Genomic DNA, 26065 nt, shown 5'->3' on the forward strand with positions numbered 1-26065 from the left:
ATAAAATGGCTGTCAAATGTTAAAAATTGATTAAAATCCTTATTTATCAATAAGGTATGATTTTGAAACGACGTTTTATAATGAGATCTCGGTCACATATTCAATAAATTCCTTTACGCGAAAAAATACCGAAATAATAAATAACATATTGATTTTTAATGAATTTCAGAAAGTTAAATTTATTTATAAAATAAAAATTATTTCTTGGTATTATTTTATTGAAACAATGTTTTAAATGTGTGATTAGCGTCAAATTTTTCTGGCTTTTGATGAATCAAGCCGGTTGTTTATTAAAATCTATTTTATGTTTGAGAGATCGGTTTGAATCGTTAAAACTTCCGCAATATTCACCGCACTTTGTTTGATTTGCCAGCGAATGTTAAATTCATACAACGCGATGCCGTAAATGCGCTCGTCGGTTTTGTTTTGTAAATAGGCGGGGCGCGGATCTTGGGCGATGACATCGCGCACGAAACGGGTAAAGTGCGGTCGATTTCGTTCGATTTTTTCCAATTCAAGCTGTGCTTGCGGGCTGAATTCGACCGTCAGCGGGCATTGCGGTTTGCTTTGTGCGAAACCGCTGCGCGCTTGCGGTTCGCTGTCGGCATAGGCGATATAGGGTTTAATGTCGAAAATCGGCGTGCCGTCCACTAAATCCACCGCGCCCAAATGAAGCAAAACTTTGCCTGCCGAACATTCGATACGTTTTAATTCGACTTTAGACAAACCCAATGGATTCGGGCGATGCGTGGAGCGTGAAGCGAATACGCCGACACGCCGATTGCCGCCTAAGCGCGGCGGGCGAACGGTGGGGTGCCATTTTCCCGTCGGGATTTTGTCGAATTGGAAAATAAGCCATAAATGCGAAAATTCTTCTAATCCGCGCACGGCTTCCGCCTGATTATACGGCGGCAGCAGCTCGACGACACCCGTGCCGTCTTGCACCAAATCCGGTTGGCGCGGCACGGAAAATTTTTCTTTGTAAGGCGTATGAATAACCGCAACGGGTTGGATTTTCAGTGATAAATCCGACATATTTTCCTTAAATTAGTTAAAAATCAGTGAATAAACTTGTAGAATAAGCGCTATTGTACGCAAAAGTGCGGTGAAAAAAGAACTTTTTTGTGAATTTAAGTGAGTATGATGAATAAAAACAGCTTGAAAATGTGGTTGGAAACGGCAAGGCCGAAAACGCTTCCGCTTGCCGCCGCCTCTATTGTAACCGGTTCCGCGCTGGCGTATTGGCGCGGCGGATTTAGCTGGCAAGTGGCGCTATTATGCTTGCTGACGACCTTGTTATTACAAATTTTATCCAATTTCGCCAATGATTACGGCGATCATCGAAAAGGCTCGGATACGGCGGAGCGCATCGGGCCGCTGCGCGGTATTCAGCAAGGGGCGATTAGCGCCGCACAGTTGAAAACCGCCTTATTCGTCTTAATCGGTGCGAGCCTGCTTTCCGGCGCATTATTGATTTTTGTCGCCTATCAAAGTGCGGTGGATTTTATCGCATTTTTATTGCTGGGCATTATAGCCATTGTTGCGGCGATTACCTACACGGTGGGCGAAAAACCTTACGGTTATATGGGCTTAGGCGATATTTCCGTGTTGATTTTTTTCGGCTTGCTTGGGGTGTGCGGCACCTATTATTTGCAAGTACATCAGTTGGATTTGATGATTTTTTTACCCGCACTTTCCGCCGGATTATTGGCGACGGCAGTATTAAATATCAATAACTTACGCGATATCGAACAAGATAAGAAAGCCGGAAAACACACGCTCGCCGTGCGTTTGGGCCCGACGAAAGGGCGATTTTATCATTGCGCTTTGTTGTTTGTCGGCGCGCTGTGTTATGTCATTTTCGCCCTGTTTGCGTTTACTCATTGGTTAGGATTTATTTTTCTGTTGAGCTATCCGTTTTTGCTGAAACACGCATTGTTCGTTTATCGCAGCCGCGATCCGCTGGCGTTGCGTCCGATGTTAGCGCAAATGTCGATGCTGGCATTATTGACCAATTTGCTGTTTAGTTTCGGCTTGCTTGCGGGATAAAAATCGGACTATACTAAAGACAGTCATTTTCAGCTTAAAAAGGTGATTTTATGTGTGTTGATACTTCGGAACTTTGCGATATTTATCTGGATCAAGTGGATGTCGTGGAACCCGTGTTTTCCAGCTTCGGCGGATTGAGTTCGTTTTACGGTAAAGTAACCACCGTGAAATGTTTTGAAAATAACGGTTTGATTGCGGAAGTGTTAGAAGAAAACGGCAACGGACGCGTGTTGTTGGTCGATGGCGGCGGCGCGGTGCGTCGTGCCTTGATTGACGCCGAATTGGCGCAACTGGCGGCAAGCAACGGTTGGGAAGGCATTATCGTATATGGCGCGGTGCGTCAATTACAGCAATTAGAAAATATCGACATCGGTATTCAAGCGTTAGCGCCGATTCCGGTGGGCGCTGATGACGGAATGACGGGCGAAACCGACGTGCCGGTCAATTTCGGCGGCGTTACCTTTTTTCCGGAAGACTACGTTTACGCGGATTTAACCGGTATCATTTTATCCCAAGAACCCCTGGAAGTGGACGATTCCGACGCTTAGTTTCGCACTTTTCTTTAAAAAGAACGCAAAAAGTACGGTAAATACACATTTAACCGTACTTTTTTTGTTCATTTTTCTGACGAACTTCACAATTCCACAAAAATATCATTGCTTTTTTTTAACAACTTGATAACTTTTAAACGAATGCGTCAGATGACGCGTGATTATGGCGTGATGACCTAATATTAATGAATTTCATTATATAAGTTCGCCATAAAGCAAAATCTATCCGTTTTTATTTATCAAGGATAATTATATGAACACGACATCTCCTACAACCACGACATTTAATAAAAATGCCGCGATATTTTTGATCGATATCGTCGTATTTTTTGTTTTGCTTGCCGTATTACCTTTTGATCCTAAAGCCAATAAAGGCTTGGCGCTTTTGGTGTTTATTGCCGTGCTTTGGTTAACCGAAGCGCTACACGTTACGATCACTGCATTATTAGTGCCGTTGTTGGCGATTGCGTTGGGCTTGGTAACGACAAAAAGCGCTTTAGCGGCATTCGCCGATCCGACCATCTTCTTATTTTTCGGCGGTTTCGCTTTGGCGACGGCGCTACATATTCAAAACTTAGATCGAATGATTGCCAATAAGATTATGGCGTTGGCGCGCGGTAATTTGTTTATCGCCGTAATTTATTTATTCTCTATCACCGCATTTTTATCAATGTGGATGAGTAACACTGCAACCGCTGCAATGATGTTGCCGTTGGCAATGGGGATTTTAAGTCAACTTGATCGTGAGCGCGAGCATAATACTTATGTCTTCGTGTTACTCGGTATCGCATACAGTGCCAGTATCGGTGGTATGGGAACCTTAGTCGGCAGCCCGCCGAATGCGATCGTCGCTTCACAACTTAAATTAACTTTCTCCGATTGGTTGTGGTACGGTTTGCCAGTAATGATTATTTTAATGCCGATTATGATCGGAACGCTTTACATCGTGTTTAAACCGAAACTTAATGTGCATTTTGAGCAAACCTTTGAAAAAATCGCGATGAACCGTCAGCGTGTGATTACTTTAATCATCTTTGCGGCAATCGCACTTTGCTGGGTATTTAGTAGCTCGATTAACCCGATACTTTCCGCCGCATTAGGTTTGGAAAAAAATATCGGCAGTTTTGACAGCGTTGTTGCGCTATTAGCTGCGGTCGCCATTTGTGCTACCGGTGTTGCCAGTTGGAAACAAATTCAAGATAACACCGATTGGGGTGTTTTAATGTTGTTCGGCGGCGGTTTAACCCTAAGTGCGGTGTTAAAAGATTCCGGTGCGAGCAAAATTTTGGCGGACGGTATCGTATTTATGATCGAAGGCGGTCATTTCTATCTCATCGGTTTATTGGTGGCAGCGTTTATTATTTTCTTAACCGAATTTACTTCAAACACCGCCAGTGCCGCATTATTAGTGCCGATCTTTATTTCTATCGCGCAGTCTTTGGGAATGCCGGAATTAGGTTTGGCGTTAATTATCGGTTTAGGGGCGTCTTGTGCGTTTATGTTGCCGGTTGCCACACCGCCGAATGCCATTGTATTCGGTACGGGCGAAGTGAAACAAAAAGAAATGGTTCGCGCCGGTATCATCTTAAACGTGGTTTGCGTCTTTGTGATTGGAACTATTGCCTACGCATTCTGGTTCTAAAACCAGTGAATTTTCCTCTTTTAAATAAAAATAGCGAAGAAAACTTCGCTATTTTTTGTTATCCTAAGGTCAATTTTGCTTTGACGGACAATTCATATGAATTCATCAGAAAATCTTACCGAAAAACAACCGCACTTTAATGAAACTCCTCAAGAAGAAACCACGCATTTCGGCTTTCAAACCGTCGCGAAATCGGAAAAACAAAAATTAGTGGCGAACGTATTTCACTCCGTTGCCGGAAAATACGATTTAATGAATGATTTGCTATCTTTCGGTATTCATCGCATTTGGAAACGTTTTACCATTGATTGCAGCGGCGTGCGTAAAGGGCAAAAAGTGTTGGATCTTGCCGGCGGCACCGGCGATTTCACTGCGAAATTTTCCCGCTTGGTCGGCGAAAGCGGCGAAGTGGTGCTCGCGGATATTAATTCTTCAATGTTGGAAGTCGGACGGGAAAAACTGCGCAATCTCGGCGTGGTCGGTAATGTGAATTATGTTCAAGCGAACGCGGAGGAATTACCTTTCGCCGATAACAGTTTCGATTGCGTTATTATCAGTTTCGGTTTACGCAACGTGACTGATAAAGACAAAGCTTTGCGTTCGATGTTTCGCGTGTTAAAACCGGGCGGACGCTTGTTAGTGTTGGAATTTTCCAAACCGATTTTGGATCCGTTAAGTAAAATTTATAATTTTTATTCTTTCAATATTTTGCCGAAAATCGGCGAAGCGGTGGTAAACGACGGTGACAGCTATCGTTATCTCGCCGAATCCATTCGAATGCATCCGGAACAAGACCTGTTAAAAGAAATGATGACGCAAGCGGGTTTCGAACAAGTGGGTTATTATAATTTAAGCGCGGGTATTGTGGCGTTGCATCGCGGCTATAAATTTTAGGACGAATTATGCTCACTTTCGATAGCTTGAAAACCCAATTAATGCTGCCGCAACTTTTTAATGCCGGCTTGGAAACTTTATTCAATCGCTTGTTGCAACACACCGCGCACACCGAACCGTATTTGCGCAAATTAAACGGAAAAGTATTGGCACTTCGTCCGCAACAAATTGATTTTCCGGTATATTTAGCCTTTTCCGCGCAGCGCGTCGATGTGCTTCATCGTTATGAAGGCAAGCCGGATTGCGAGGTGAGCGTGGCGCTTTCGTTGTTATTAAAAATGCCGAAAAAATCTCAGCTTAGCGAATATATTAACGATCAATCCATTCGCTTACAGGGCGATTTGCAAGTGTTGCAAGATTTTGTCGCTTTGGCGGAATTTGTGGAAAAAGATCCCGCCGAATTACTTTCGCCTTATACGGGCGATGTGATCGCGCAAAGTGTGGTGACTTTTTTGCACAATTTTGCTCAAACGGCAAAATATCATTTGCTGCAAAGCCGAACTTATTGGGGCGAGCGTTTAACCGAAGAATACGAATTAGTTGCGCCGGCGCTTGCCATCGCGGATTTTTGCCGCCAAGTAGAAACCTTGGAAAAACAGACCGCACTTTTTGAACAAAAACTAAATCACTTTCAAGCACAATGAAACCGAATGACATTTTTCGCCTGTATCACATTCTTCGTACCTTTTTGATTTACGGTATTGATGAAGCCCTGCCGCGCAATCGCTATACGCGACCGTTGCGTTGTTGGCGTAAGACGTTATTTTGGCTGCGCAATCGTCATCAAGGCAAGCCGTTGGGCGAGCGTTTGCGCTTGGCATTGCAAGAATTAGGACCGGTGTGGATTAAGCTGGGGCAAATGCTGTCCACCCGCCGAGATCTGTTCCCGCCGGAAATTGCCGACGAGCTGGCGCTGCTGCAAGATCAAGTTGCACCTTTTGACGGAAAACAAGCGCGCGCCCTGATTGAACAAGCCTTGGGCGGAAAGCTGGAAACGTGGTTTACGGAATTTGATGAAAACGCTTTGGCGTCGGCATCTATCGCCCAAGTGCACACGGCGAAATTTAATTCGACCCAACAATTCGCCGGTAAAGATGTGGTGATTAAGGTACTTCGTCCGGATATTCAACCGCAAATCGACGCAGACTTAAGCTGGATGTATAAATTGGCGGGCTGGATTCCGCGTTTGTCGGCGGAAGGTCATCGCCTGCGTGCAACGGAAGTGATTCGCGAATACGAAAAAACCTTGCGCGATGAATTGGATTTGCGCACGGAAGCGGCGAATGCCGTGACATTGCGCAATAATTTTCTCGACAGCCCGATGTTGTATATTCCACAAATGTACGCGGATTTTTGTCATCAAAATGTCATCGTAATGGAACGTATTTACGGCATTCCCGTGTCGGATATCGACGCCTTGGAACGCAACGGAACCGATATGAAATTACTGGCGGAACGCGGTGTGCAAGTGTTCTTCACTCAAGTGTTTCGCGACAGTTTTTTCCACGCGGATATGCACCCCGGCAATATTTTCGTGAATCCGCAGCATCCGGAAAATCCGCAATATATTGGCATTGATTGCGGTATTGTGGGTAAATTGAACGATAACGATAAACGCTATTTGGCGGAAAGTTTCGTGGCGTTTTTTAATCGGGATTATCGCCGCGTCGCGCAAATGCACATTAACGCAGGTTGGACGCCGGAAGATACGGATATTGACGAATTCGAACAAGCTTTCCGTGAAGTGTGCGAGCCGATTTTCGCCAAACCGCTTTCGGAAATTTCCTTCGGGCAAGTGTTAATGAATTTATTTAATGTGGCGCGTGAATTTAATATGCAAGTGCAGCCGCAATTAGTGTTATTGCAAAAAACTTTGCTTTATATCGAAGGATTAGGGCGCCAACTTTATCCGCAACTGGATTTATGGGATACGGCAAAACCCTTTTTACAAAACTGGTTGAACGAACAAATGGGCGTGAAGGCGTTTGCACACAAAATGCAGGCGAAATTACCTTATTTCACCGAACATTTGGCGGATTTTCCGGAAAAATTGCTGGATGCCTTAAATCAACAAAAGCTGATTAGCCGTCAGCTGCGTGAGATTAATAAAAAATTAGCCCGACAACAACGTTGGCAGAAAAAAGGCTTAACTTTACTAATCGGCAGCATTGTGTTTTTAGGGACATTGTGGCAGTTCGCCACATTGCCGATCGGATTAAGTGCGGTGCTTTTTTTCGTCGCTTTTGCGTTATGGGCATTGGGTTTTCTGCTTCCGTAAGGAGAGAAAATAATCTAAATTGGCTATTGTTCACATAGCCTAAAAAGGCTATATTTTGCAACAAATAATCGACCTTTTTTCACAGGAGATAAAAATGGGTTTAGGTGGCATCAGTATTTGGCAATTACTTATTATCTTATTGATCATATTGGTTTTTTTTGGTACGAAAAAATTAAGAAATGTTGGTTCGGATTTGGGCACGGCGGTGAAAGGCTTTAAGGACGCAATGAAAGAGGAGCCTAAAGACGCATCATTTAAGCAATTAAATGACGACGCGGAAAAGGCGCAAAGCGAAAAACCAAAAGAAAAAGAACAGGCGTAACTTGTGTTTGATATAGGCTTTTCCGAACTGGTTTTGGTTTTTATTGTGGGCTTGGTCGTCTTAGGCCCACAACGCTTGCCCGTGGCGATTCGCACCGTAATGGGCTGGGTTCGCACTATTCGCGGTTTGGCAGCAAACGTGCAAAACGAATTGAGCCAAGAGCTAAAATTGCAAGAATTGCAGCAGAGCATTAAAAAAGCGGAACAGCTGAATTTACAACAGCTTTCGCCGGAATTAGGCAAAACCGTCGAAGAATTACGCGCCTCGGCACAAAAAATTAAAGCGGATTTGGAAGAAAAAGCGGCGAAAACCAATAGCAGTTTTGAACAACAGGTTCAAGCGCTGAAAAGTGCGGTGCAAAATGACGATGAAATCGCACAAACTGCCGTGCAAAATATGCAAGCCGATAGCGATCTTTCACCTGCGGAACAAGCGGAGCTCGCCGAGCAAGACGAGCCGATGTTACACCTTGCGGAGCAGTATTATCCGCAAGACGATACGCTTGCCGATAATCCGCAAGCGGCAAATCGAGAAACGGAAAAAGTATAATTATGACCGTTGAAGAAACTCAACCTCTAATCACTCACTTACTTGAATTACGCAATCGCTTATTACGTTGCGTTATTGTCGTTGCGGTGGTTTTTCTTGCGTTGGTTTATTTCGCCAACGATATTTATAACTTTGTTGCCGCACCGCTACTTGAGGTAATGCCGAGCGGCGCAAGTATGATTGCCACGAATATTGCCACACCTTTTTTCACCCCGATTAAGTTAACCGGTGTTGTGGCGATCTTTCTTTCCGTTCCTTTTTTGTTGTATCAAATTTGGGCGTTTATCGCGCCGGCGTTATACCAACACGAAAAACGTTTAGTATATCCCTTAATGTTTTCTAGCACAGTGCTGTTCTATTTGGGTGTGGCGTTTGCATATTATGTGGTGTTTCCGTTGGTATTTGGCTTTTTGACCCATTCGGCGCCGGAAGGCGTGGCGATCGCAACGGATATCAGCAGCTATTTAGATTTTGTCCTCACCTTATTTTTAGCCTTCGGCGTGTGTTTTGAAGTGCCGGTGGCGATTATTTTATTATGTTGGACTGGCGTCACTTCCGTAGAAGATTTAAAGAAAAAACGCCCGTATATTATCGTCGCCGCGTTCGTTATCGGAATGTTACTCACACCGCCCGATGTTTTTTCACAAACATTATTGGCGATCCCGATGTGTTTATTGTTTGAAGTCGGATTATTATTCGCGCGTTTTTATCGTCCGAAAGAGGATGAAGACGAAGCTAATCCGCAAGAATAACGGAAAAATAGGGACTGCGCGTCCCTTTTGTTTTTGGAGGGTAAATTATGACAGAACAGATTTTTACCGGTTTTCCCGCTCGTCGTTTGCGCCGTATGCGCAAAGCGGATTTTAGCCGCCGTTTGATGGCAGAAAATAAACTGAGCGTGGATGATTTAATCTATCCGGTATTTATTATTGAAGGTGAAAATCACCGTGAACCCGTGCCGTCAATGCCGAAGATCGAACGCCTTACTTTAGATCAATTATTGATCGAAGCCGGCTTGTTAGTGAAATACGGCGTACCGGTGATCGCGCTGTTTCCGGTAATCGACCAAGAGAAAAAATCCTTAAATGCGGAAGAGGCTTATAACCCGAACGGCTTGGTGCAACGTGCGGTGAAAGCACTGAAAACGCATTATCCGGAATTGGGCGTATTAACCGACGTGGCGTTGGATCCTTACACTATTCACGGACAAGACGGTATTATCGACGAACAAGGCTATGTGCTAAACGATATTACGACGGAAGTGTTGGTGAAACAGGCGCTTTCTCACGCCGAAGCTGGTGCGGATATTGTTGCGCCGAGCGATATGATGGACGGTAGAATCGGCAAAATTCGCACCGCACTTGAACAGCACCGTTTTGTTAATACGCAAATTATGGCGTATTCGGCAAAATACGCCTCCAATTATTACGGCCCGTTCCGCGATGCAGTCGGTTCTTCCTCTAACTTAAAAGGCGGCGACAAAAAGACCTATCAACTAGATCCGGCAAACGGCGACGAAGGCTTGCAAGAAGTGGCACTGGATATTCAAGAAGGCGCCGATATGGTGATGGTAAAACCGGGAATGCCGTATTTAGATATGGTTTATCGCGTGAAAACCTATTTCGGCGTACCGACATTCGCCTATCAAGTGTCCGGCGAATACGCAATGCATATGGCTGCGATCCAAAACGGCTGGCTGAAAGAAAAAGAATGCATTATGGAAAGTTTATTATGCTTTAAACGCGCCGGTGCAGACGGCATCTTGACCTATTTCGCCAAACAAGTCGCCGAATGGTTATATTTGGAAGGCAAAAATAAATAAGGACGAATTATGAGCAAAAATGAAGTCGATTTCTCCAATCTTTTTTTGGAAAAAGATAAAAACTATATGTTTATCACTTACCTGACATTCGCCGCAGGGATATTTATTCCGTTTTTACCTATTGTCGGCGTCATTTTGGCTTATTTAAAACGCAGCGAAGTGATCGGCACTTTCTACCACGATCACCTCACTTATTTAATCCGCACCTTCTGGGGCGCCCTCATCGGCGGTTTTATCGCCACATTGTTAGTGATAGTCGTCATCGGCAAATTACTCCTACCACTCCTCTGGATCTGGTATCTCTTCCGTATAATTTACGGCTTCATCCGCTTATTAGATCGCCAAAGCGTTACGACCACGGGGTGGTTGCGTTAAGCCGCCTCGCTGATTGATTTACAAAGCCCGCAGCAAAAGTTGCGGGTTTTGTTTATATGATTTTTCGTGGATATTCTTTGTCCATTTTTACGATCCACCTCGCAAAATTCACTCGTTTTTTCAAGAAAAACTCGTGCTTTTTTTCTATCCGTTTAATGATATATCGATTTTATTTAGATGGGAGGAAGGATGAGTTTGGATGAAATTATTTTGCGTTTGTCGCAAATACCGCGTTTGGGGGCGAATGGGGTAAATCGGATACTTGAAAAAGTGTCGGTTGGAGATTTGATGGCTTTTGATTCTAGTGCGCTGCGGAATATGGGGTGGACGGAGGGGCAGATTCAGCGTTGGTTTAATCCTGAATCGAAATATATTGAACCGGCGTTATTGTGGGCGAGTCGGGAAGGGAATTATTTGTTGAATCGTTATGATGAACGCTATCCTTATTTGCTTAAACAAATTATCGGTGCGCCGCCGCTATTGTTTGTTCAGGGCGCGCCTGAGGCGCTTGCACAAAATCAAATTGCGATGGTCGGGAGCCGTTATTGTTCGAATTACGGTGAATATTGGGCGAAACATTTTGCTACGGAGCTCAGCCTTGCCGGATTTATTATTACCAGTGGGTTGGCGTTGGGCATTGACGGATTTTGTCATCGCGCGGTGGTGGAGATTAAAGGGCAGACGATCGCCGTGTTAGGCAGCGGCTTGGAAGAGGTGTATCCGGCAAAGCATCGTGCATTGGCGCGGGAAATTTTAGCCAATGACGGTGCGTTGGTTTCCGAGTTTTTGCCACATCAACCGCCGGTGGCGGAGAATTTTCCGCGACGAAATCGTATTATCAGTGGGTTATCTTTGGGCGTGCTGGTGATTGAAGCGACGGAAAAAAGCGGTTCGTTAATTACGGCGCGCTATGCGTTGGAACAAAATCGAGAGATTTTCGCTTTGCCGGGAAATATTCAAAATCAGTTCAGTCAAGGTTGTCACCAATTAATTAAGCAAGGCGCGATGTTGGTAGAGGATGTGCGGGATGTGTTGGATAATCTGCCGATTTCTTTGCGCTGTCGAGAGATTGGCGAACAGAAAGAAATAACACCGCTTTTTGCTTCGCCTGTTTTGCCTGAAACGCCGAGTTATCCCGAACTTTATGCGCAAATCGGTTATACGCCGAGAAGTTTGGATGAACTGGCGGGGCAAATGAATGTGCCGGTGGATGTGTTATTGACCCAAATCCTTGCCTTGGAATTGCAGGATTTGGTGATCAGTGAAAATGGCTTATATCGACGAACTTGAGTTTTGGTATAAGCGATAGCTCACCATTCCCGTGGTTTTTTCTTTTAAAAGCTGCCAATGAGGCGGAACGTCGAGCGGTTTTTCGCGTTCCGTTTCAATGTAAATTAACGCATCAGGGCGCAGCCAGTGATGTTGATCCAATAAACGGACAGTTTTTTCCACCAGATCAAAATGAAAAGGCGGATCGATAAAAACCAGATCAAAGTGCGGTGTGTTTTGCATTTGATTTAGAAACTGCAAGCAATCTTGATTGAACACGCTCGCTTGTTCCGGCGAGCATTTTAACGCGTGCAAATTCTGTTTTAGTTGCTGCGCGGCATTGCGGTCTAATTCCAAAAATGTTACCTGTTTTGCTTGGCGCGATAGTGCTTCAAATCCGAGCGATCCGCTTCCGCTGAAACAATCCAAACAAACGGCGTCAACCACATAAGGCGCCAGCCAATTAAACAGGGTTTCTTTCACCCGATCGCCGGTCGGGCGCAAACCTTGAAGATGAAGTACCGGCAATTTTCGTCCGCGCCATAAACCCGCGATAATACGGACTTCGCCCTTGCTTTCCGAACGGTTTGACGCTTGGGAAAAACGATTTTTTTTCATAGAGAAAGTATAAATTATGATAGACTATAGAAAATTTTTCTTAGTGTAGTACAAAATTCACGAAATCAATAATTTTTTAAGAAATAGCGAGCAATTTATGTCACAAGAGAATAAAAAAGGCGGTTTTTGGTCTTGGTTCGGTTTGGGAAAAAAGAAAGAAGAACAGGAAAATTCGAGCGAGATAACGCCGTCGGAAAGTGAGACGACGATCGAACAAAATGAAGATAATCGTGTTGAGGAAAAGCAATTTGATGAACCTCAACGCAATGAAGTGCCGAGTGATGTTGAACAAGCGGTTGACGAACCCATAGAAAGTGTTCTGCCGGTAGTTGAATCTGTTGAAGAAATTGTTGAGATCGCGCAAGAACAAGAAGAAAGTTCGGTGGAAATTGTCGAAATTTCGGATGATCCCGCTGAAGTTGAACTACAGGAAGAAATTCTTTCTGAGGTTGAGGAAGCTGAAGATAAAATCCTAACGGAAACGGAAACGGAAACGGAAACGGAAACGGAAACGGAAACGGAAACGGAAACGGAAACGGAAACGGAAACGGAAACGGAAACGGAAACAGCGGATACGAAAGAGGTTTTTCAGGAACAGGAAAAACCGAGCGAAGGCGGTTTTTTCAGTCGTTTGGTTAAAGGGTTGGTTAAAACCAAACAGAATATCGGCGCCGGTTTTCGCAGTTTATTTTTGGGTAAAAAAATTGACGATGATTTATTCGATGAACTGGAAGAACAATTATTGATCGCCGATGTAGGCGTGCCGACGACCAATAAAATTATTCAAAATCTGACTCAACACGCGAGTCGTAAGCAGTTACAAGATGCGGATTTATTGTATCAACAATTAAAAACCGAGCTTGCGACGATTTTAAAACCGGTTGAACAACCATTGGTGATTGATGAGAGCAAAAAGCCTTATGTGATTTTGATGGTCGGCGTGAACGGCGTGGGGAAAACCACGACAATCGGCAAATTGGCAAGACAGTTTCAATCGCAAGGTAAATCCGTAATGCTTGCCGCCGGCGATACTTTCCGCGCGGCGGCGGTGGAGCAGTTGCAGGTGTGGGGCGAACGCAATCATATTCCGGTGATTGCACAAAGCACCGGCTCGGATTCCGCCTCTGTGATTTTTGATGCAATGCAATCGGCAGCGGCGCGTAATATTGATATTTTGATCGCCGATACGGCGGGACGTCTGCAAAATAAAAATAATTTAATGGACGAATTGAAGAAAATCGTGCGCGTGATGAAAAAATACGATGAAACCGCGCCGCACGAAATTATGCTGACCTTAGATGCCGGTACGGGACAAAACGCTATCAGCCAAACCAAATTGTTTGACGAAGCGGTCGGTTTGACCGGAATCAGTTTAACGAAATTGGACGGTACGGCGAAAGGCGGGGTGATTTTTGCCATTGCCGATCAATTTAACTTGCCGATTCGTTATATCGGCGTCGGCGAAAAAATCGCGGATTTGCGCACTTTCCGTGCGGACGAATTTATTGAAGCGTTATTTTCTAATGAAAATGACGACAAAGCCTAATTATATCGAGATAAAAAATGATACGTTTTGAAAATGTCAGCAAAGCCTATTTGGGCGGGAAACCCGCCTTGCAAGGACTCAGCTTTCACCTTCCCGTCGGCAGTATGACTTACTTGGTCGGGCATTCCGGCGCGGGAAAAAGTACCTTACTGAAGTTGATAATGGGAATGGAACGCGCCAACGGCGGACAAATTTGGTTCAACGGACACGACATCACGCGTCTGTCGCCTTATGAAATTCCGTTTTTGCGTCGCCAAATCGGGATGGTACACCAAGATTATCGCTTATTACCGGAACGTTCCGTGGTGGATAATGTGGCGTTACCCTTAATTATTGCCGGCATTCACCCGAAAGAAGCGGAAAGTCGCGCCTTGGCATCCTTGGATCGCGTCGGCTTGCGCGATCGCGCCAATCATTTACCGGTACATTTATCCGGCGGCGAACAACAACGAGTGGATATTGCGCGCGCGGTGGTGCATAAACCGCAATTATTATTGGCGGACGAGCCGACGGGAAATTTGGATAATGCGCTTTCCTTGGAAATTTTTAATATTTTTGAGGAGTTTAATCGCTTAGGTATGACGGTATTAATCGCCACGCACGACATCGGCATCGTGCAACAAAAACCAAAACCTTGCTTGGTGTTAGAACAAGGTTATTTACGTTAAGGAAGTTATTATGGGTTCACGTCCGGTAAATGCATCAATGTTGGTGCAAATTAATTATGTGTTGCGTGCGGTTTTTGCCGATTTGCTCAAGAAAAAATACGGCACGTTGTTGACGGTGTTGGTGATCGCCGTGTCCTTAACGATCCCGACGATTAGCTATTTATTGTGGAAAAATATTCATCAAGCCACCACGCAATTTTATCCGGAAACGGAATTGACGGTGTATTTGCATAAAAATTTAACCGAAGAAGATGCCAATTTGGTGGTGGAAAAAATTCGTCAGCAAGAAGGTATCGAAAGTTTAAATTATATTTCGCGCCAAGAAAGTTTAAATGAATTTCGGAATTGGTCGGGATTTAGCGAAGGATTGGATATTTTGGACGATAATCCGCTGCCGGCAGTGGTGATGATTAAACCGACCAAAGCCTATAACGAAAGTCAGAAACGTGATGAATTGCGCGATAATTTGAATAAAATCAAAGGGGTACAAGAAGTTCGGTTAGATAATAATTGGATGGAAAAACTGACCGCACTTTCTTGGCTTATTGCGCATACGGCGATTTTATGCACGATTTTAATGACTTTATCGGTCTTTTTAGTCATCGGCAACAGTATTCGTTCCGATGTTTATAGCAGCCAAGCGAGCATTGAAGTGATGAAATTATTGGGGGCAACGGAACAATTTATTTTACGTCCGTATCTTTACACCGGTATTATTTATGCACTGCTTGGCGGGCTATTGGCGTGCATTTTCAGCGCGAGTTTGATCGGATATTTCACAAGTGCGGTCAAATATGTCACCGATATTTTTGCGGTGAATTTCGAATTACACGGTATTGCCTTCGGTGAATTTTTATTTTTATTGGTGGTGTGCGCGATTGTAGGTTATGTAGGCGCTTGGCTGTCGGCAACTCGGTATATTCGCGCATTGGATAAAAAGGGCTAATTTTTGTTAAAAATCGGATAAAATCCGATAGTAAATCAATTTTATCCGATTTTTTTATAAAAAGGCTTGCTTTTATCTAATCTATCTTGTAATTAATTAACATTCGATTTATTTTACACACAACATTGACTTTATAAGGAAAATTTTATGCAAAACGTAGGTTTTATCGGTTGGCGCGGAATGGTCGGTTCCGTTTTAATGGATCGTATGCAACAGGAAAACGACTTTGCGGATTTGAATCCGGTTTTTTTCACCACCTCTCAAGCAGGTCAAAAAGCGCCGGTATTCGGCGGTAAAGACGCCGGCGAATTAAAAAATGCTTTTGATATTGAAGAATTGAAAAAACTCGACATTATCGTGACTTGCCAAGGCGGTGATTATACCAACGAAGTGTATCCGAAATTAAAAGCCACCGGCTGGAACGGCTATTGGGTAGATGCGGCTTCCGCATTGCGTATGGAAAAAGACGCGATTATCGTGTTAGATCCGGTTAACCAACACGTTATTTCCGAAGGCTTGAAAAACGGGATTAAAACCTTCGTCGGCGGTAACTGTACCGTGAGTTTGATGTTAATGGCGATCGGCGGATTGTTCGAACGCGATTTGGTCGAATGGGTTTCTGTGGCGACTTATCAAGCGGCATCTGGCGCGGGCGCGAAAAATATGCGCGAATTATTGGTACAAATGGGTCAATTAGAAGATAGCGTGACGGCGGAACTTGCAGATCCGGCATCTTCAATTTTGGATATTGAACGTAAAGTAACGACGAAAATGCGTGATGACGCGTTCCCGACCGATAACTTCGGCGCGCCGTTAGCGGGCAGTTTAATTCCTTGGATCGACAAATTATTGCCTGAATCCGGACAAACCAAAGAAGAATGGAAAGGTTATGCGGAAACCAACAAAATTTTAGGTTTAAGCGATAATCCGATTCCGGTTGACGGTTTATGCGTGCGTATCGGTGCGTTGCGTTGCCATAGCCAAGCCTTCACCATTAAATTGAAAAAAGATTTACCGTTAGCGGAAATTGAACAAATTTTGGCAAGCCATAACGAATGGGTGAAAGTTATCCCGAACGATAAAGAAACCACATTGCGCGAATTAACACCGGCGAAAGTCACCGGCACATTAAGCGTACCGGTCGGTCGTTTGCGTAAATTGGCGATGGGACCGGAATATTTGGCGGCGTTTACCGTCGGCGACCAATTATTATGGGGTGCTGCCGAACCTGTTCGCCGTATCTTAAAACAATTAGTGGCATAATAAATAGGTGGGGAAACCCACCTTTTTATCATTTAATTCAAATTCTTATGATTAGAGAACCTCGATTCTGTCAATTCGCCTTAGTGCAAATTGTCCCTTTTGTCGCTCAGTTTCCGATTCAATATTTAAACGGTAAAAAAGATTGCCGTATCGCCTATCGGCATTTTATTCATCCGGCGGAAAGTGCGGTACGAAAATTAATGATTTTAGTCAACGGGCGCGCGGAAAACATTTTGAAATGGAGCGAAGTCGCCTACGATTTTTATGAAAAAGGCTACGACGTGCTGGTGTTTGATCATCGCGGGCAAGGCTATTCGCAGCGATTATTAAAAGATCACGAGAAAGGTTATATCGACGAATTTCGTTTTTATGTGGATGATATGAACAAAGTGATTACGCAAATCACCTCGCAATATCAGTATCAGGCACAACACCTTGTCGCCCATTCTCTCGGCGCGCTGATTTCGGCATATTATTTGGCGAATTGCGACCATCAGATAAAAAGTGCAGTGTTTTCTTCGCCGTTTTGGGGCTTACCGACCAAACATCCGATTCGTGATGAATTGATTTTGAATTTAATGGTGTTATTAGGACAAGGTCGGCGCTATGTGTTCGGTAAAACCGCCTATCGACCGGCAAATTTACATACTAATGAACTCAGTTTCTGCAAAACCCGAATGAAATGGATGAATCGCATTAATCGCAATTATCCGGAACTCAGCTTGGGCGGCCCTACATTTCGTTGGGTACATTTGTGCTTAATCGCGATTAAAGGCTTGGAGAAAATTTTGCCGCGCATTGAAATTCCCACATTGGTTTTTCAAGCCGGAAAAGAAAAAATCGTTCACAACGGCGAGTTGGAAAAATTGACCGCACTTTTACAACAAGGCGAGTTAATCACCGTTGAAAATGCCAAGCACGAAATTTTATTCGAACGGGATCCGATCCGAATGAAAGCCTTGGAGCAAATTTTGGCGTTTATGGCTAAGTAAGCGCGCGCCAAAGCAAAACGCCTAGCGCGGTGCATAATAAACAGCCGAATAAATGCAATGAAATAATGCCGATTCCGGCAAGCCATTTGCCGTTTAATAAAGCTTCTACGACTTCCGCCGAAAAGGAGGAAAAAGTGGTGAGGCTACCGAGAAAGCCGGTTATCCAGAAAATCCGCCATTCCGACGGAATGTGCGGATATTGCCAAAATACGGCGATAAGCACGCCGATCAAAAAACAACCTAAGTAATTGGCAATCAGCGTGCCGAAAGACAGAAAGGCGAACAACGGGTTCAGTAATAAACCCAATGCCCAACGCGCGCTTGCGCCGAGTGCCGCGCCGAGACTGATTAAGGCGAGTGATTGCCAAAGCACGATTAATAGGCTCCGAAAATCGCGCGCAAATATGATGCCACGGCTTCGTGTTGATGCGAGCCGATTTGTTCCAGTTGCGGGCAAGCTTGTTTTAATCGTGGATCCGCATTGCCCATTACGCAACCTTTGCCGACTTCGCTGAGCATTTCCACATCATTCATTCCGTCGCCGAAAGCGATGCAATTATTCAAACCGTAATCGCGTTGCGCGATCACTTGCGCAAGTGCGGTCGCTTTTGACACGTTTTTATTCATCACTTCCAAACAAACCGGAGTGGAATAGGTGATATTGACGGTATTGCCGAAACGGGATCTAAGTTGTTGTTCCAAAGGCGCGAGATCTCGCGCCGTGCGACCGATGAAAAACACTTTTTCCGTGCCGCGTCCGTGATGATGTTTGAAATCCACCACTTCATACATAAAACCGGAATCCTGATGATATTTTCGCAAACTCGGTACTTCGGTATTAATAAACCAACCGTCATCTTGATAGCTGTTTAAACACACGTTTTTGGTATCGAAAGGCATATGCATAATTTCGACCGCAATGGCTTCGGGCAGGCTGTTGCTTAACAATAAATTGCCTTGCAAATCGTGTACGCGCGCGCCGTTTGACGTAATCATCACCGCGTGTTCGGTGTTCACTTTGCTTAAAATGGAGGAAACATCGGTGTGATTGCGGCCGGTGGCTAAAATAATATCGACGTTTTTTTGTACTAATTTTTCTAACGTTTTAATGGTGAAATCGCCGATAACGTGATTGCCGTTGAGTAGCGTGCCGTCCATATCGGACACGACGGCGCGGAAAGGAAGTTGTTGCATAATAAAACCTCATTGTGAAAACTTGTTCTATGATAACAAATTCAGGTTAAAAAAGACCGCACTTTTTCACGATTCGGCGATTGATGACGTAATCGTTTGCTAGAAAGCAAAAAATAGTTTGATTTATATTCAAAATATGGTATCAATAGAAACAAATAAATTCACACTGATAAGTTTGTAACGGATAGTGTAATGACAGTTCATCATTCAATTATTGGCATTATTATTTACCTCGCGGTGATTATTCTCATTGCGAGGGAGAGGTTGCTAATTCTGAATGTGAAATGAACTTTAGGTTAGATGACCCCTCGTAATCGTTCGAGGGGTTTTTTATTAATTAAGAAAATGAAAAGATAAGTGCGGGTGAAAATGAACGGTGCGAGATTAGTTACGGAATGTTTAAAAGCGCATAATGTTACCACGGTATTCGGTTATCCCGGCGGTGCGATTATGCCGGTTTATGATGCTATTTATGATTCGGGACTCGATCATTTATTGTGCCGAAACGAACAAGGTGCGGCAATGGCGGCGATAGGTTACGCCAGATCGAGCGGAAAAACCGGTGTGTGTATCGCGACATCCGGTCCGGGCGCAACCAATTTGATTACCGGTTTGGGCGACGCGCTAATGGATTCGGTGCCGGTTGTTGCCATTACCGGTCAAGTGGCGTCGCCGCTTATGGGAACCGACGCCTTTCAGGAAGCCGATGTATTGGGCTTATCCTTAGCTTGCACCAAGCACAGTTTTATCGTGCAACATATTAACGAATTACCGGAAATTTTTGCCAAAGCCTTTCATATTGCTCAAAGCGGTCGTCCGGGACCGGTACTCATCGACATTCCGAAAGATATTCAATTTGCCGAAACGGATTTACCGCCTTATGTGATTCCGATGCAAAAACCGACCGCACTTTGTCAGGAAGAATTACGTCGCGCGCGCGATTTATTAGCCGCCGCCGAACGTCCGATTGTGTATGTGGGCGGCGGAGTCGGAATGGCGAATGCCGTACCGGCGTTACGCGAATTTCTTGCGGTGACGCAAATTCCGAGTGTTTCCACCCTAAAAGGGCTGGGCGCGATTTTGCCGCAAACGTCGTATTATATGGGAATGATCGGAATGCACGGCACCAAAGCGGCAAATTTAGCCACTCAGGAAGCGGATTTATTATTGGTGTTCGGCGCACGTTTTGATGATCGCGTCACCGGAAAACTAGACACCTTCGCACCTAAAGCGAAAGTGATTCATTGCGATATCGATCCTGCCGAATTGGGTAAATTACGTCGTCCGGACGTCTCCTTGTGCGGCGATTTAGCCGACGCCTTCCGCGCGTTAACCTTTGAGTTGAATATTCAGCCTTGGCAGGCGGAAGTCTCGCGCTTAAAACAAGATTTCGATTTTCGTTATGCGCAAAATCAAGGGGCTCAACCGATTAATCCTTGGTGGTTGTTGAATACGATTTCCGCCCAAAAAGCGCAAAATGCGGTGGTGGTGACGGATGTGGGACAACATCAAATGTGGTCGGCGCAGCATATGCAGCATTACGCACCGGAAAATTACATTACCTCCGCCGGTTTCGGCACAATGGGATTCGGCTTGCCGGCTGCGATCGGCGCGCAAAAAGCGCGTCCGGCGGATGAAGTGATTTTGATTACCGGCGACGGCTCATTAATGATGAACGTGCAAGAACTTGGCACGATTAAACGGGCGAAAACGCCGATCAAAATCCTGTTGCTGGATAATCAACGGCTGGGAATGGTGCGCCAATGGCAAACCTTATTCTTCCAAGCGCGTCACAGTAATACGATTCTGGATGATAATCCCGATTTCGTCACCTTAGCCTCCGCCTTCGGTATTCAAGGCGAACGCATTGAACGCGGTGAAGAAGTGGATGCCGCATTATCGCGCTTGTTTGCGAGCAAAGGCGCCTATTTATTGCATATTTGCATTCCGGCGGAAGAAAACGTTTGGCCGCTAGTGCCACCGAATGCTTGTAATAAAGATATGCTTGAAGAATAAATAGGAGGATAATATGCAACAGTTCGACTTATCAATCATCGCGAATAAACGGCCCGAAACCTTAGAGCGTTTATTGCGTGTAATGCGTCACCGCGGGTTTGAAGTGATTAAATTGCAAACGGAAACGCAAGATCAACGGATTTATTTACAGCTTCGCTTGCAAAGCGAGCGCGAGATTGATCTTTTGCGCAATCAATTAGCGAAATTACCCGATGTCTTTGAAATACAAGGATAAAAATTGATATTTAAGACCGCACTTTATTTAAAAGTGCGGTGGATTTTTTAGTAGAAAAACGATTTAAATTTAACTTGGAGAGATTATGCCTAAATTACGTTCGGCGACCAGCACGCAAGGTCGCAATATGGCGGGCGCGCGTGCCTTGTGGCGCGCCACCGGAATGAAAGAAAACGACTTCGGCAAACCGATTATCGCTGTGGTGAATTCCTTTACCCAATTTGTACCGGGACACGTTCACCTGCGCAATATCGGCAAATTAGTCGCGGAACAAATTGAAGCCGCGGGCGGCGTGGCGAAAGAATTCAATACCATCGCGGTGGACGACGGAATTGCAATGGGTCACGGCGGAATGCTTTATTCCTTGCCTTCGCGCGATTTGATTGCCGACAGCGTTGAATATATGGTCAATGCCCACTGCGCCGACGCAATGGTATGCATTTCCAACTGTGACAAAATCACACCGGGAATGTTAATGGCGTCTTTGCGCTTAAATATTCCGACCGTATTCGTCTCCGGCGGGCCTATGGAAGCGGGTAAAACCAAGCTTTCCGATCAGTTGATCAAACTGGACTTGGTGGATGCAATGGTGCAAAGTGCGGACAAAAATGTGTCCGATTCCGATGTGGACGCCATTGAACGCTCCGCTTGCCCGACCTGCGGATCCTGCTCCGGAATGTTCACCGCAAACTCAATGAACTGCTTGACAGAAGCCTTAGGCTTAAGCTTACCGGGTAACGGTTCTTGTTTGGCGACGCACGCGGATCGCAAACAATTATTCCTCGACGCGGGCAAGCAAATCGTCGAATTATGCAAAAAATATTACGAACAAGACGATGAATCCGCTTTACCGCGTTCCATTGCCACGAAAGCCGCATTTGAAAATGCGATGAGCTTGGATATTGCGATGGGCGGTTCAACCAACACCGTCTTGCATTTATTGGCGGCAGCGCAAGAAGCTGGCGTGGATTTCACAATGGCGGACATCGACCGTCTTTCTCGTCAAGTGCCTTGTTTGAGCAAAGTCGCGCCGAATACGGCAAAATATCATATGGAAGATGTTCATCGCGCCGGCGGTATTATGGCAATCCTCGGCGAATTGGATCGCGCGAATTTACTGAACAACCAAACCCGCACCGTGTTAGGTTTAAGTTTGGCGGAACAAATTGCCAAATATGACATTGTGTTAACCAAAGACGAAGCCGTGCATAAATTCTTCCGCGCAGGCCCTGCAGGCATTCGCACTACGGAAGCTTTTTCGCAAGATTGCCGTTGGGATTCCGTGGATGACGACCGTGAAAACGGTTGTATTCGCAGCAAAGCCTTCGCTTACAGTCAAGACGGTGGATTAGCAATGTTATCGGGCAATATCGCGCCGGACGGTTGTATCGTCAAAACGGCGGGCGTGGACGAATCGATCTTGAAATTCAGCGGTAAAGCCATTGTGTTCGAAAGCCAAGAGGACGCGGTCGCAGGGATCTTAGGCGGTAAAGTTCAAGCGGGACATATCGTCGTAATTCGTTACGAAGGCCCGAAAGGCGGACCGGGAATGCAAGAAATGTTGTATCCGACCAGTTATCTAAAATCAATGGGATTAGGCAAAGCCTGCGCCTTATTGACGGATGGACGTTTCTCCGGCGGCACATCGGGATTATCCATCGGTCACTGCTCACCGGAAGCGGCAGCTGGCGGCACAATCGGTTTAGTGAAAGACGGCGATACCATCGAAATTGATATTCCGAATCGTAAAATCGAATTACTTGTCAGCGAAACCGAATTAGCACAACGTCGCGCAGAACAAGATGAAAAAGGCTGGAAACCGGCAAATCGCCAACGCGAAGTTTCTTTCGCATTAAAAGTGTACGGCCATTTCGCCACCTCCGCCGACAAAGGCGCCGTGCGCGATAAAAGTAAAATTTAACGAACAAAAAAGTGCGGTCAAAAACTACCGCACTTTTCATTATAAGCGGTAAAAAAATGGTAAACATTCTCACACATCAGCCGACGGGAGCTGAATATCTTCGAGCAATTTTAAGCTCGAAAGTTTATGAATTGGCGCAAGTCACGCCGTTGCAGCCAATGGAAAAATTATCGGAACGGTTAGGCAATCAAATTTTTGTCAAACGAGAAGATCGCCAACCGGTGCATAGTTTTAAATTACGCGGCGCTTATGCGATGATTTCGGGTTTAACCGAAGAACAAAAAGCCGCCGGCGTGATCGCAGCATCGGCAGGCAACCACGCACAAGGCGTGGCGCTATCTGCAAAAAACTTAGGTTTAAAAGCATTGATCGTAATGCCGCAAAATACACCGAGCATTAAAGTGGATGCTGTGCGTGGATTTGGCGGTGAAGTGTTGTTGCACGGTGCGAATTTTGATGAAGCCAAAGCGAAAGCAATCGAATTGTCGCAAAGCAAAAATATGACTTTCATTCCGCCTTTCGATCATCCGGCGGTTATTGCAGGGCAGGGATCGTTAGCAATGGAATTGCTGCAACAAAATACCCATATCGATCGCATTTTCGTTCCGGTCGGCGGCGGCGGATTGGTTGCCGGCATCGCAGTATTAATTAAACAATTAATGCCGGAAATTAAAGTCATCGGCGTAGAAAGCAAGGATTCGGCGTGTTTATATGCCGCGCTAAAAGCCGGTCATCCGGTGGATTTGGAACGCGTCGGATTATTTGCCGACGGCGTTGCAGTGAAACGAATCGGCGACGAAACCTTCCGCGTGTGCCAACAGTATGTGGATGACGTCGTGTTGGTGAACGGTGATGAAATTTGCGCCGCAATGAAGGATATGTTTGAAAACGTGCGCGCCGTATCGGAACCTTCCGGCGCATTATCCTTGGCGGGATTGAAAAAATATGCGAAAGAACACAATATCCAAGGCGAAACTCTAGTTAACGTGTTATCCGGCGCAAATTTAAACTTCCATACATTGCGCTATGTTTCCGAACGCTGCGAAATCGGTGAAAAACACGAAGCGATTTTAGCCGTCACCATTCCGGAAGAAAAAGGCAGTTTCTTACGTTTCTGTCATTTATTAGGCGACCGCGCGGTTACGGAATTTAATTATCGTTATGCGGATCAAAATAGCGCCTGCATTTTTGTTGGCGTCCGCATTACAGGCGAGGCAGAAAAAGCGGAAATTATCAACCAGTTACAACAAAACGGCTATGTCGTAATGGATTTATCCGACGATGATATTGCCAAAACCCATATCCGATATATGATCGGCGGCCGCTCATCATCTCGCCAAAAAGAGCGGTTATACAGCTTTGAATTTCCGGAACACAAAGGCGCCTTGCTGAAATTTTTAGAAATGCTCGGCACACACTGGAATATTTCCCTATTCCACTACCGCGCTCACGGCGCCGATTACGGCAACGTATTGGCAGGTTTCCAACTAAATGAAGACGACGAAATCCGCTTCAACGGCCACTTGGAAGAACTTGCCTACACCTACCAAGACGTCACCGACAGCCCAGCATATAAATATTTCTTAGGTTGAACGAAAGTGCGGTGAGTTTTTACCGCATTGTGAAAGGAAAAACAGCGGAATTAGATGCCGTTGGACGTTAAGAAATTAATGATAAAACCACCGCACTTTTAGGGAAAATGTGCGGTGGTTTTTTGTATTTAAAGCAAAACCTCAAGTTTTTGATAAGCGCGCTCGGCTTTGGCGAGTGCTTTTTCAACGCTGTCGTCTCCGGTGAGAATAACCCCCATTCGGCGGTGGCCATCGACTTCGCCTTTGCCGAATAAACGGATGTCGGTATTCGGTTCGGCGAGGACTTCGGCGAGGTTGGCAAATTGTACTTGGGTAGATTTGCCTTCTACGACGATGGCTTTAGAGGCAGACGGGCGAATTAAATTGATTTGCGGGATCGGTAAACCTAAGATTGCGCGTGCGTGTAAGGCAAATTCGGACAATTCTTGAGAAATCAGTGTAACCATTCCGGTGTCGTGCGGGCGAGGGGAGACTTCGTTAAAAATTACTTCGTCGCCGCAAACGAACATTTCTACGCCGAAAATACCTCGTCCACCTAATGCAGTAGTTATTTTTTCGGCGATATGTTGGGCTTTTTCTAACGCAGCGGATGACATTGCCTGCGGCTGCCAAGATTCGCGGTAGTCGCCGTTTTCTTGTCGGTGTCCGATCGGGGCTAAGAATGAAGTTCCGCCAATATGACGAACCGTCAATAAGGTGATTTCGTAATCGAATTTGACGAATCCTTCTACGATAATGCGACCGGCGCCGGCGCGTCCGCCTTGTTGGGCGTAATCCCAAGCTTGTTGTAAATTATCGAGGGATTTTAGTACGCTTTGTCCGTGTCCGGAGGAGGACATTATCGGTTTAACGACGCAAGGAACACCGATTTTTTCCACCGCACTTTTGAAATCGGCAAAGTTATCGACGAATTGATAAGGCGAGGTTGGTAAGCCTAATTCTTCCGCTGCCAAACGACGAATGCCTTCTCGGTTCATCGTTAACTGTGTGGCTTTTGCCGTTGGGACGACATTAAATCCCGCTTGCTCTAGTTCCACCAACGTGTGAGTGGCGATCGCTTCCACTTCCGGCACGATATAATCCGGTTTTTCTTTTTCAACCAATGTTTTTAGCGCTTCGCCGTCTAACATTGAAATGGTGTAAGCGCGGTGTGCCACTTGTTGCGCGGGGGCATCGGCATAACGATCCACCGCGATAACTTCCACGCCTAAGCGTTGTAATTCAATAACTACTTCTTTACCTAATTCACCGGAGCCGAGTAACATTACTTTTGTCGCTTTCGGCGTTAATGCCGTACCTAATGTCGCCATTACTGTAATCCTT

At 45.3% G+C, this 26065-nt stretch carries 26 protein-coding genes; 21 read left to right on the plus strand and 5 right to left on the minus strand.

The genetic code is table 11. The features are described from left to right. Nucleotides 1–297: 297 nt before the first annotated feature. The gene (gene tsaA, locus CVP04_RS02930) at nt 298–1035 is read right to left on the minus strand and encodes a tRNA (N6-threonylcarbamoyladenosine(37)-N6)-methyltransferase TrmO (protein WP_100296032.1); all 738 of its coding nucleotides are present in this window, start codon (nt 1033–1035) and stop codon (nt 298–300) included. A 108-nt stretch (nt 1036–1143) separates the two neighbouring features. On the opposite strand from tsaA, the gene CVP04_RS02935 reads away from it, so the two are divergent. From CVP04_RS02935 to dprA, 12 genes are all read left to right on the plus strand, one after another. Further along, complete coding sequence (locus tag CVP04_RS02935; RefSeq protein WP_100296033.1) at nt 1144–2049, plus strand: 1,4-dihydroxy-2-naphthoate polyprenyltransferase; 906 nt, start codon at nt 1144–1146, stop codon at nt 2047–2049. Between the two features lie 50 nt (nt 2050–2099). Continuing rightward, complete coding sequence (rraA, locus tag CVP04_RS02940) at nt 2100–2597, plus strand: ribonuclease E activity regulator RraA (RefSeq protein WP_100296034.1); 498 nt, start codon at nt 2100–2102, stop codon at nt 2595–2597. Nucleotides 2598–2853: 256 nt separating this feature from the next. Next, nucleotides 2854–4242 carry a DASS family sodium-coupled anion symporter gene (locus tag CVP04_RS02945; RefSeq protein ID WP_100296035.1) on the plus strand — a complete coding sequence of 463 codons (1389 nt, stop codon included), beginning with the start codon at nt 2854–2856 and terminating at the stop codon, nt 4240–4242. Nucleotides 4243–4338: 96 nt separating this feature from the next. Further along, complete coding sequence (gene ubiE, locus CVP04_RS02950; RefSeq protein WP_100296036.1) at nt 4339–5136, plus strand: bifunctional demethylmenaquinone methyltransferase/2-methoxy-6-polyprenyl-1,4-benzoquinol methylase UbiE; 798 nt, start codon at nt 4339–4341, stop codon at nt 5134–5136. Nucleotides 5137–5144: 8 nt separating this feature from the next. Next, nucleotides 5145–5780 carry a ubiquinone biosynthesis accessory factor UbiJ gene (locus tag CVP04_RS02955; RefSeq protein ID WP_243385073.1) on the plus strand — a complete coding sequence of 212 codons (636 nt, stop codon included), beginning with the start codon at nt 5145–5147 and terminating at the stop codon, nt 5778–5780. Further along, nucleotides 5777–7414: a ubiquinone biosynthesis regulatory protein kinase UbiB gene (gene ubiB / locus CVP04_RS02960; protein WP_100296037.1), complete on the plus strand. Its 1638-nt coding sequence runs from the start codon at nt 5777–5779 to the stop codon at nt 7412–7414. The genes CVP04_RS02955 and ubiB overlap by 4 nt, the downstream gene beginning before the upstream one ends. 94 nt (nt 7415–7508) lie before the next feature. Then, nucleotides 7509–7736 (plus strand): Sec-independent protein translocase subunit TatA, encoded by a 228-nt coding sequence (gene tatA, locus CVP04_RS02965; RefSeq protein ID WP_100296038.1) that lies wholly within the window; start codon nt 7509–7511, stop codon nt 7734–7736. A 3-nt stretch (nt 7737–7739) separates the two neighbouring features. After that, a complete protein-coding gene (gene tatB / locus CVP04_RS02970; RefSeq protein ID WP_100296039.1) occupies nt 7740–8285 on the plus strand; it encodes a Sec-independent protein translocase protein TatB in 546 nt (181 codons plus the stop codon). 2 nt (nt 8286–8287) lie between these two features. After that, nucleotides 8288–9037, plus strand: a complete 750-nt coding sequence (gene tatC / locus CVP04_RS02975; RefSeq protein WP_100296040.1) for a twin-arginine translocase subunit TatC — start codon at nt 8288–8290, stop codon at nt 9035–9037. A 47-nt stretch (nt 9038–9084) separates the two neighbouring features. Then, nucleotides 9085–10107: a porphobilinogen synthase gene (gene hemB, locus CVP04_RS02980; RefSeq protein ID WP_100296041.1), complete on the plus strand. Its 1023-nt coding sequence runs from the start codon at nt 9085–9087 to the stop codon at nt 10105–10107. A 9-nt stretch (nt 10108–10116) separates the two neighbouring features. Further along, nucleotides 10117–10482, plus strand: coding sequence for a DUF4870 family protein (locus CVP04_RS02985; protein WP_100296042.1), 366 nt, complete (start codon nt 10117–10119; stop codon nt 10480–10482). A gap of 189 nt (nt 10483–10671) precedes the next feature. After that, the gene (dprA, locus tag CVP04_RS02990) at nt 10672–11772 is read left to right on the plus strand and encodes a DNA-processing protein DprA (protein ID WP_100296043.1); all 1101 of its coding nucleotides are present in this window, start codon (nt 10672–10674) and stop codon (nt 11770–11772) included. Here the strand turns inward: dprA and rsmD are convergent. Continuing rightward, the gene (rsmD, locus tag CVP04_RS02995; protein ID WP_100296044.1) at nt 11755–12369 is read right to left on the minus strand and encodes a 16S rRNA (guanine(966)-N(2))-methyltransferase RsmD; all 615 of its coding nucleotides are present in this window, start codon (nt 12367–12369) and stop codon (nt 11755–11757) included. The two genes, dprA and rsmD, sit on opposite strands and share 18 nt — an antisense overlap. A gap of 97 nt (nt 12370–12466) precedes the next feature. On the opposite strand from rsmD, the gene ftsY reads away from it, so the two are divergent. From ftsY to CVP04_RS03020, 5 genes are all read left to right on the plus strand, one after another. Then, nucleotides 12467–13915: a signal recognition particle-docking protein FtsY gene (gene ftsY / locus CVP04_RS03000; RefSeq protein ID WP_100296045.1), complete on the plus strand. Its 1449-nt coding sequence runs from the start codon at nt 12467–12469 to the stop codon at nt 13913–13915. A 17-nt stretch (nt 13916–13932) separates the two neighbouring features. Next, complete coding sequence (gene ftsE, locus CVP04_RS03005; RefSeq protein WP_100296046.1) at nt 13933–14583, plus strand: cell division ATP-binding protein FtsE; 651 nt, start codon at nt 13933–13935, stop codon at nt 14581–14583. Between the two features lie 10 nt (nt 14584–14593). Continuing rightward, a complete protein-coding gene (ftsX, locus tag CVP04_RS03010; protein ID WP_100296047.1) occupies nt 14594–15529 on the plus strand; it encodes a permease-like cell division protein FtsX in 936 nt (311 codons plus the stop codon). A gap of 147 nt (nt 15530–15676) precedes the next feature. Continuing rightward, the gene (asd, locus tag CVP04_RS03015) at nt 15677–16792 is read left to right on the plus strand and encodes an aspartate-semialdehyde dehydrogenase (RefSeq protein WP_100296048.1); all 1116 of its coding nucleotides are present in this window, start codon (nt 15677–15679) and stop codon (nt 16790–16792) included. 47 nt (nt 16793–16839) lie between these two features. Then, nucleotides 16840–17784 carry an alpha/beta fold hydrolase gene (locus CVP04_RS03020; protein WP_100296049.1) on the plus strand — a complete coding sequence of 315 codons (945 nt, stop codon included), beginning with the start codon at nt 16840–16842 and terminating at the stop codon, nt 17782–17784. On the opposite strand, the gene crcB is transcribed toward CVP04_RS03020, so the two are convergent. Continuing rightward, a complete protein-coding gene (gene crcB, locus CVP04_RS03025; RefSeq protein WP_100296131.1) occupies nt 17777–18160 on the minus strand; it encodes a fluoride efflux transporter CrcB in 384 nt (127 codons plus the stop codon). The two genes, CVP04_RS03020 and crcB, sit on opposite strands and share 8 nt — an antisense overlap. Next, nucleotides 18160–18978 carry a Cof-type HAD-IIB family hydrolase gene (locus CVP04_RS03030; RefSeq protein WP_100296050.1) on the minus strand — a complete coding sequence of 273 codons (819 nt, stop codon included), beginning with the start codon at nt 18976–18978 and terminating at the stop codon, nt 18160–18162. Before CVP04_RS03030 ends, crcB begins: the two co-directional genes overlap by 1 nt. Nucleotides 18979–19347: 369 nt before the next feature. On the opposite strand from CVP04_RS03030, the gene ilvG reads away from it, so the two are divergent. The 4 genes from ilvG to ilvA all read left to right on the plus strand — a co-directional run bounded on the left by ilvG (nt 19348) and on the right by ilvA (nt 24742). Continuing rightward, nucleotides 19348–20994 (plus strand): acetolactate synthase 2 catalytic subunit, encoded by a 1647-nt coding sequence (gene ilvG, locus CVP04_RS03035; RefSeq protein WP_100296051.1) that lies wholly within the window; start codon nt 19348–19350, stop codon nt 20992–20994. Between the two features lie 13 nt (nt 20995–21007). Further along, nucleotides 21008–21229: an acetolactate synthase 2 small subunit gene (gene ilvM / locus CVP04_RS03040; protein ID WP_100296052.1), complete on the plus strand. Its 222-nt coding sequence runs from the start codon at nt 21008–21010 to the stop codon at nt 21227–21229. An 85-nt stretch (nt 21230–21314) separates the two neighbouring features. Continuing rightward, nucleotides 21315–23150 (plus strand): dihydroxy-acid dehydratase, encoded by a 1836-nt coding sequence (gene ilvD, locus CVP04_RS03045; RefSeq protein ID WP_100296053.1) that lies wholly within the window; start codon nt 21315–21317, stop codon nt 23148–23150. Nucleotides 23151–23206: 56 nt separating this feature from the next. Further along, complete coding sequence (gene ilvA / locus CVP04_RS03050) at nt 23207–24742, plus strand: threonine ammonia-lyase, biosynthetic (RefSeq protein WP_100296054.1); 1536 nt, start codon at nt 23207–23209, stop codon at nt 24740–24742. A gap of 128 nt (nt 24743–24870) precedes the next feature. Here the strand turns inward: ilvA and purT are convergent, their stop codons facing one another. Further along, a complete protein-coding gene (purT, locus tag CVP04_RS03055; RefSeq protein WP_100296055.1) occupies nt 24871–26052 on the minus strand; it encodes a formate-dependent phosphoribosylglycinamide formyltransferase in 1182 nt (393 codons plus the stop codon). Between the last annotated feature and the right edge of the window lie 13 nt (nt 26053–26065).

Source organism: Caviibacterium pharyngocola (assembly GCF_002795405.1).
GTDB lineage: Bacteria > Pseudomonadota > Gammaproteobacteria > Enterobacterales > Pasteurellaceae > Caviibacterium > Caviibacterium pharyngocola.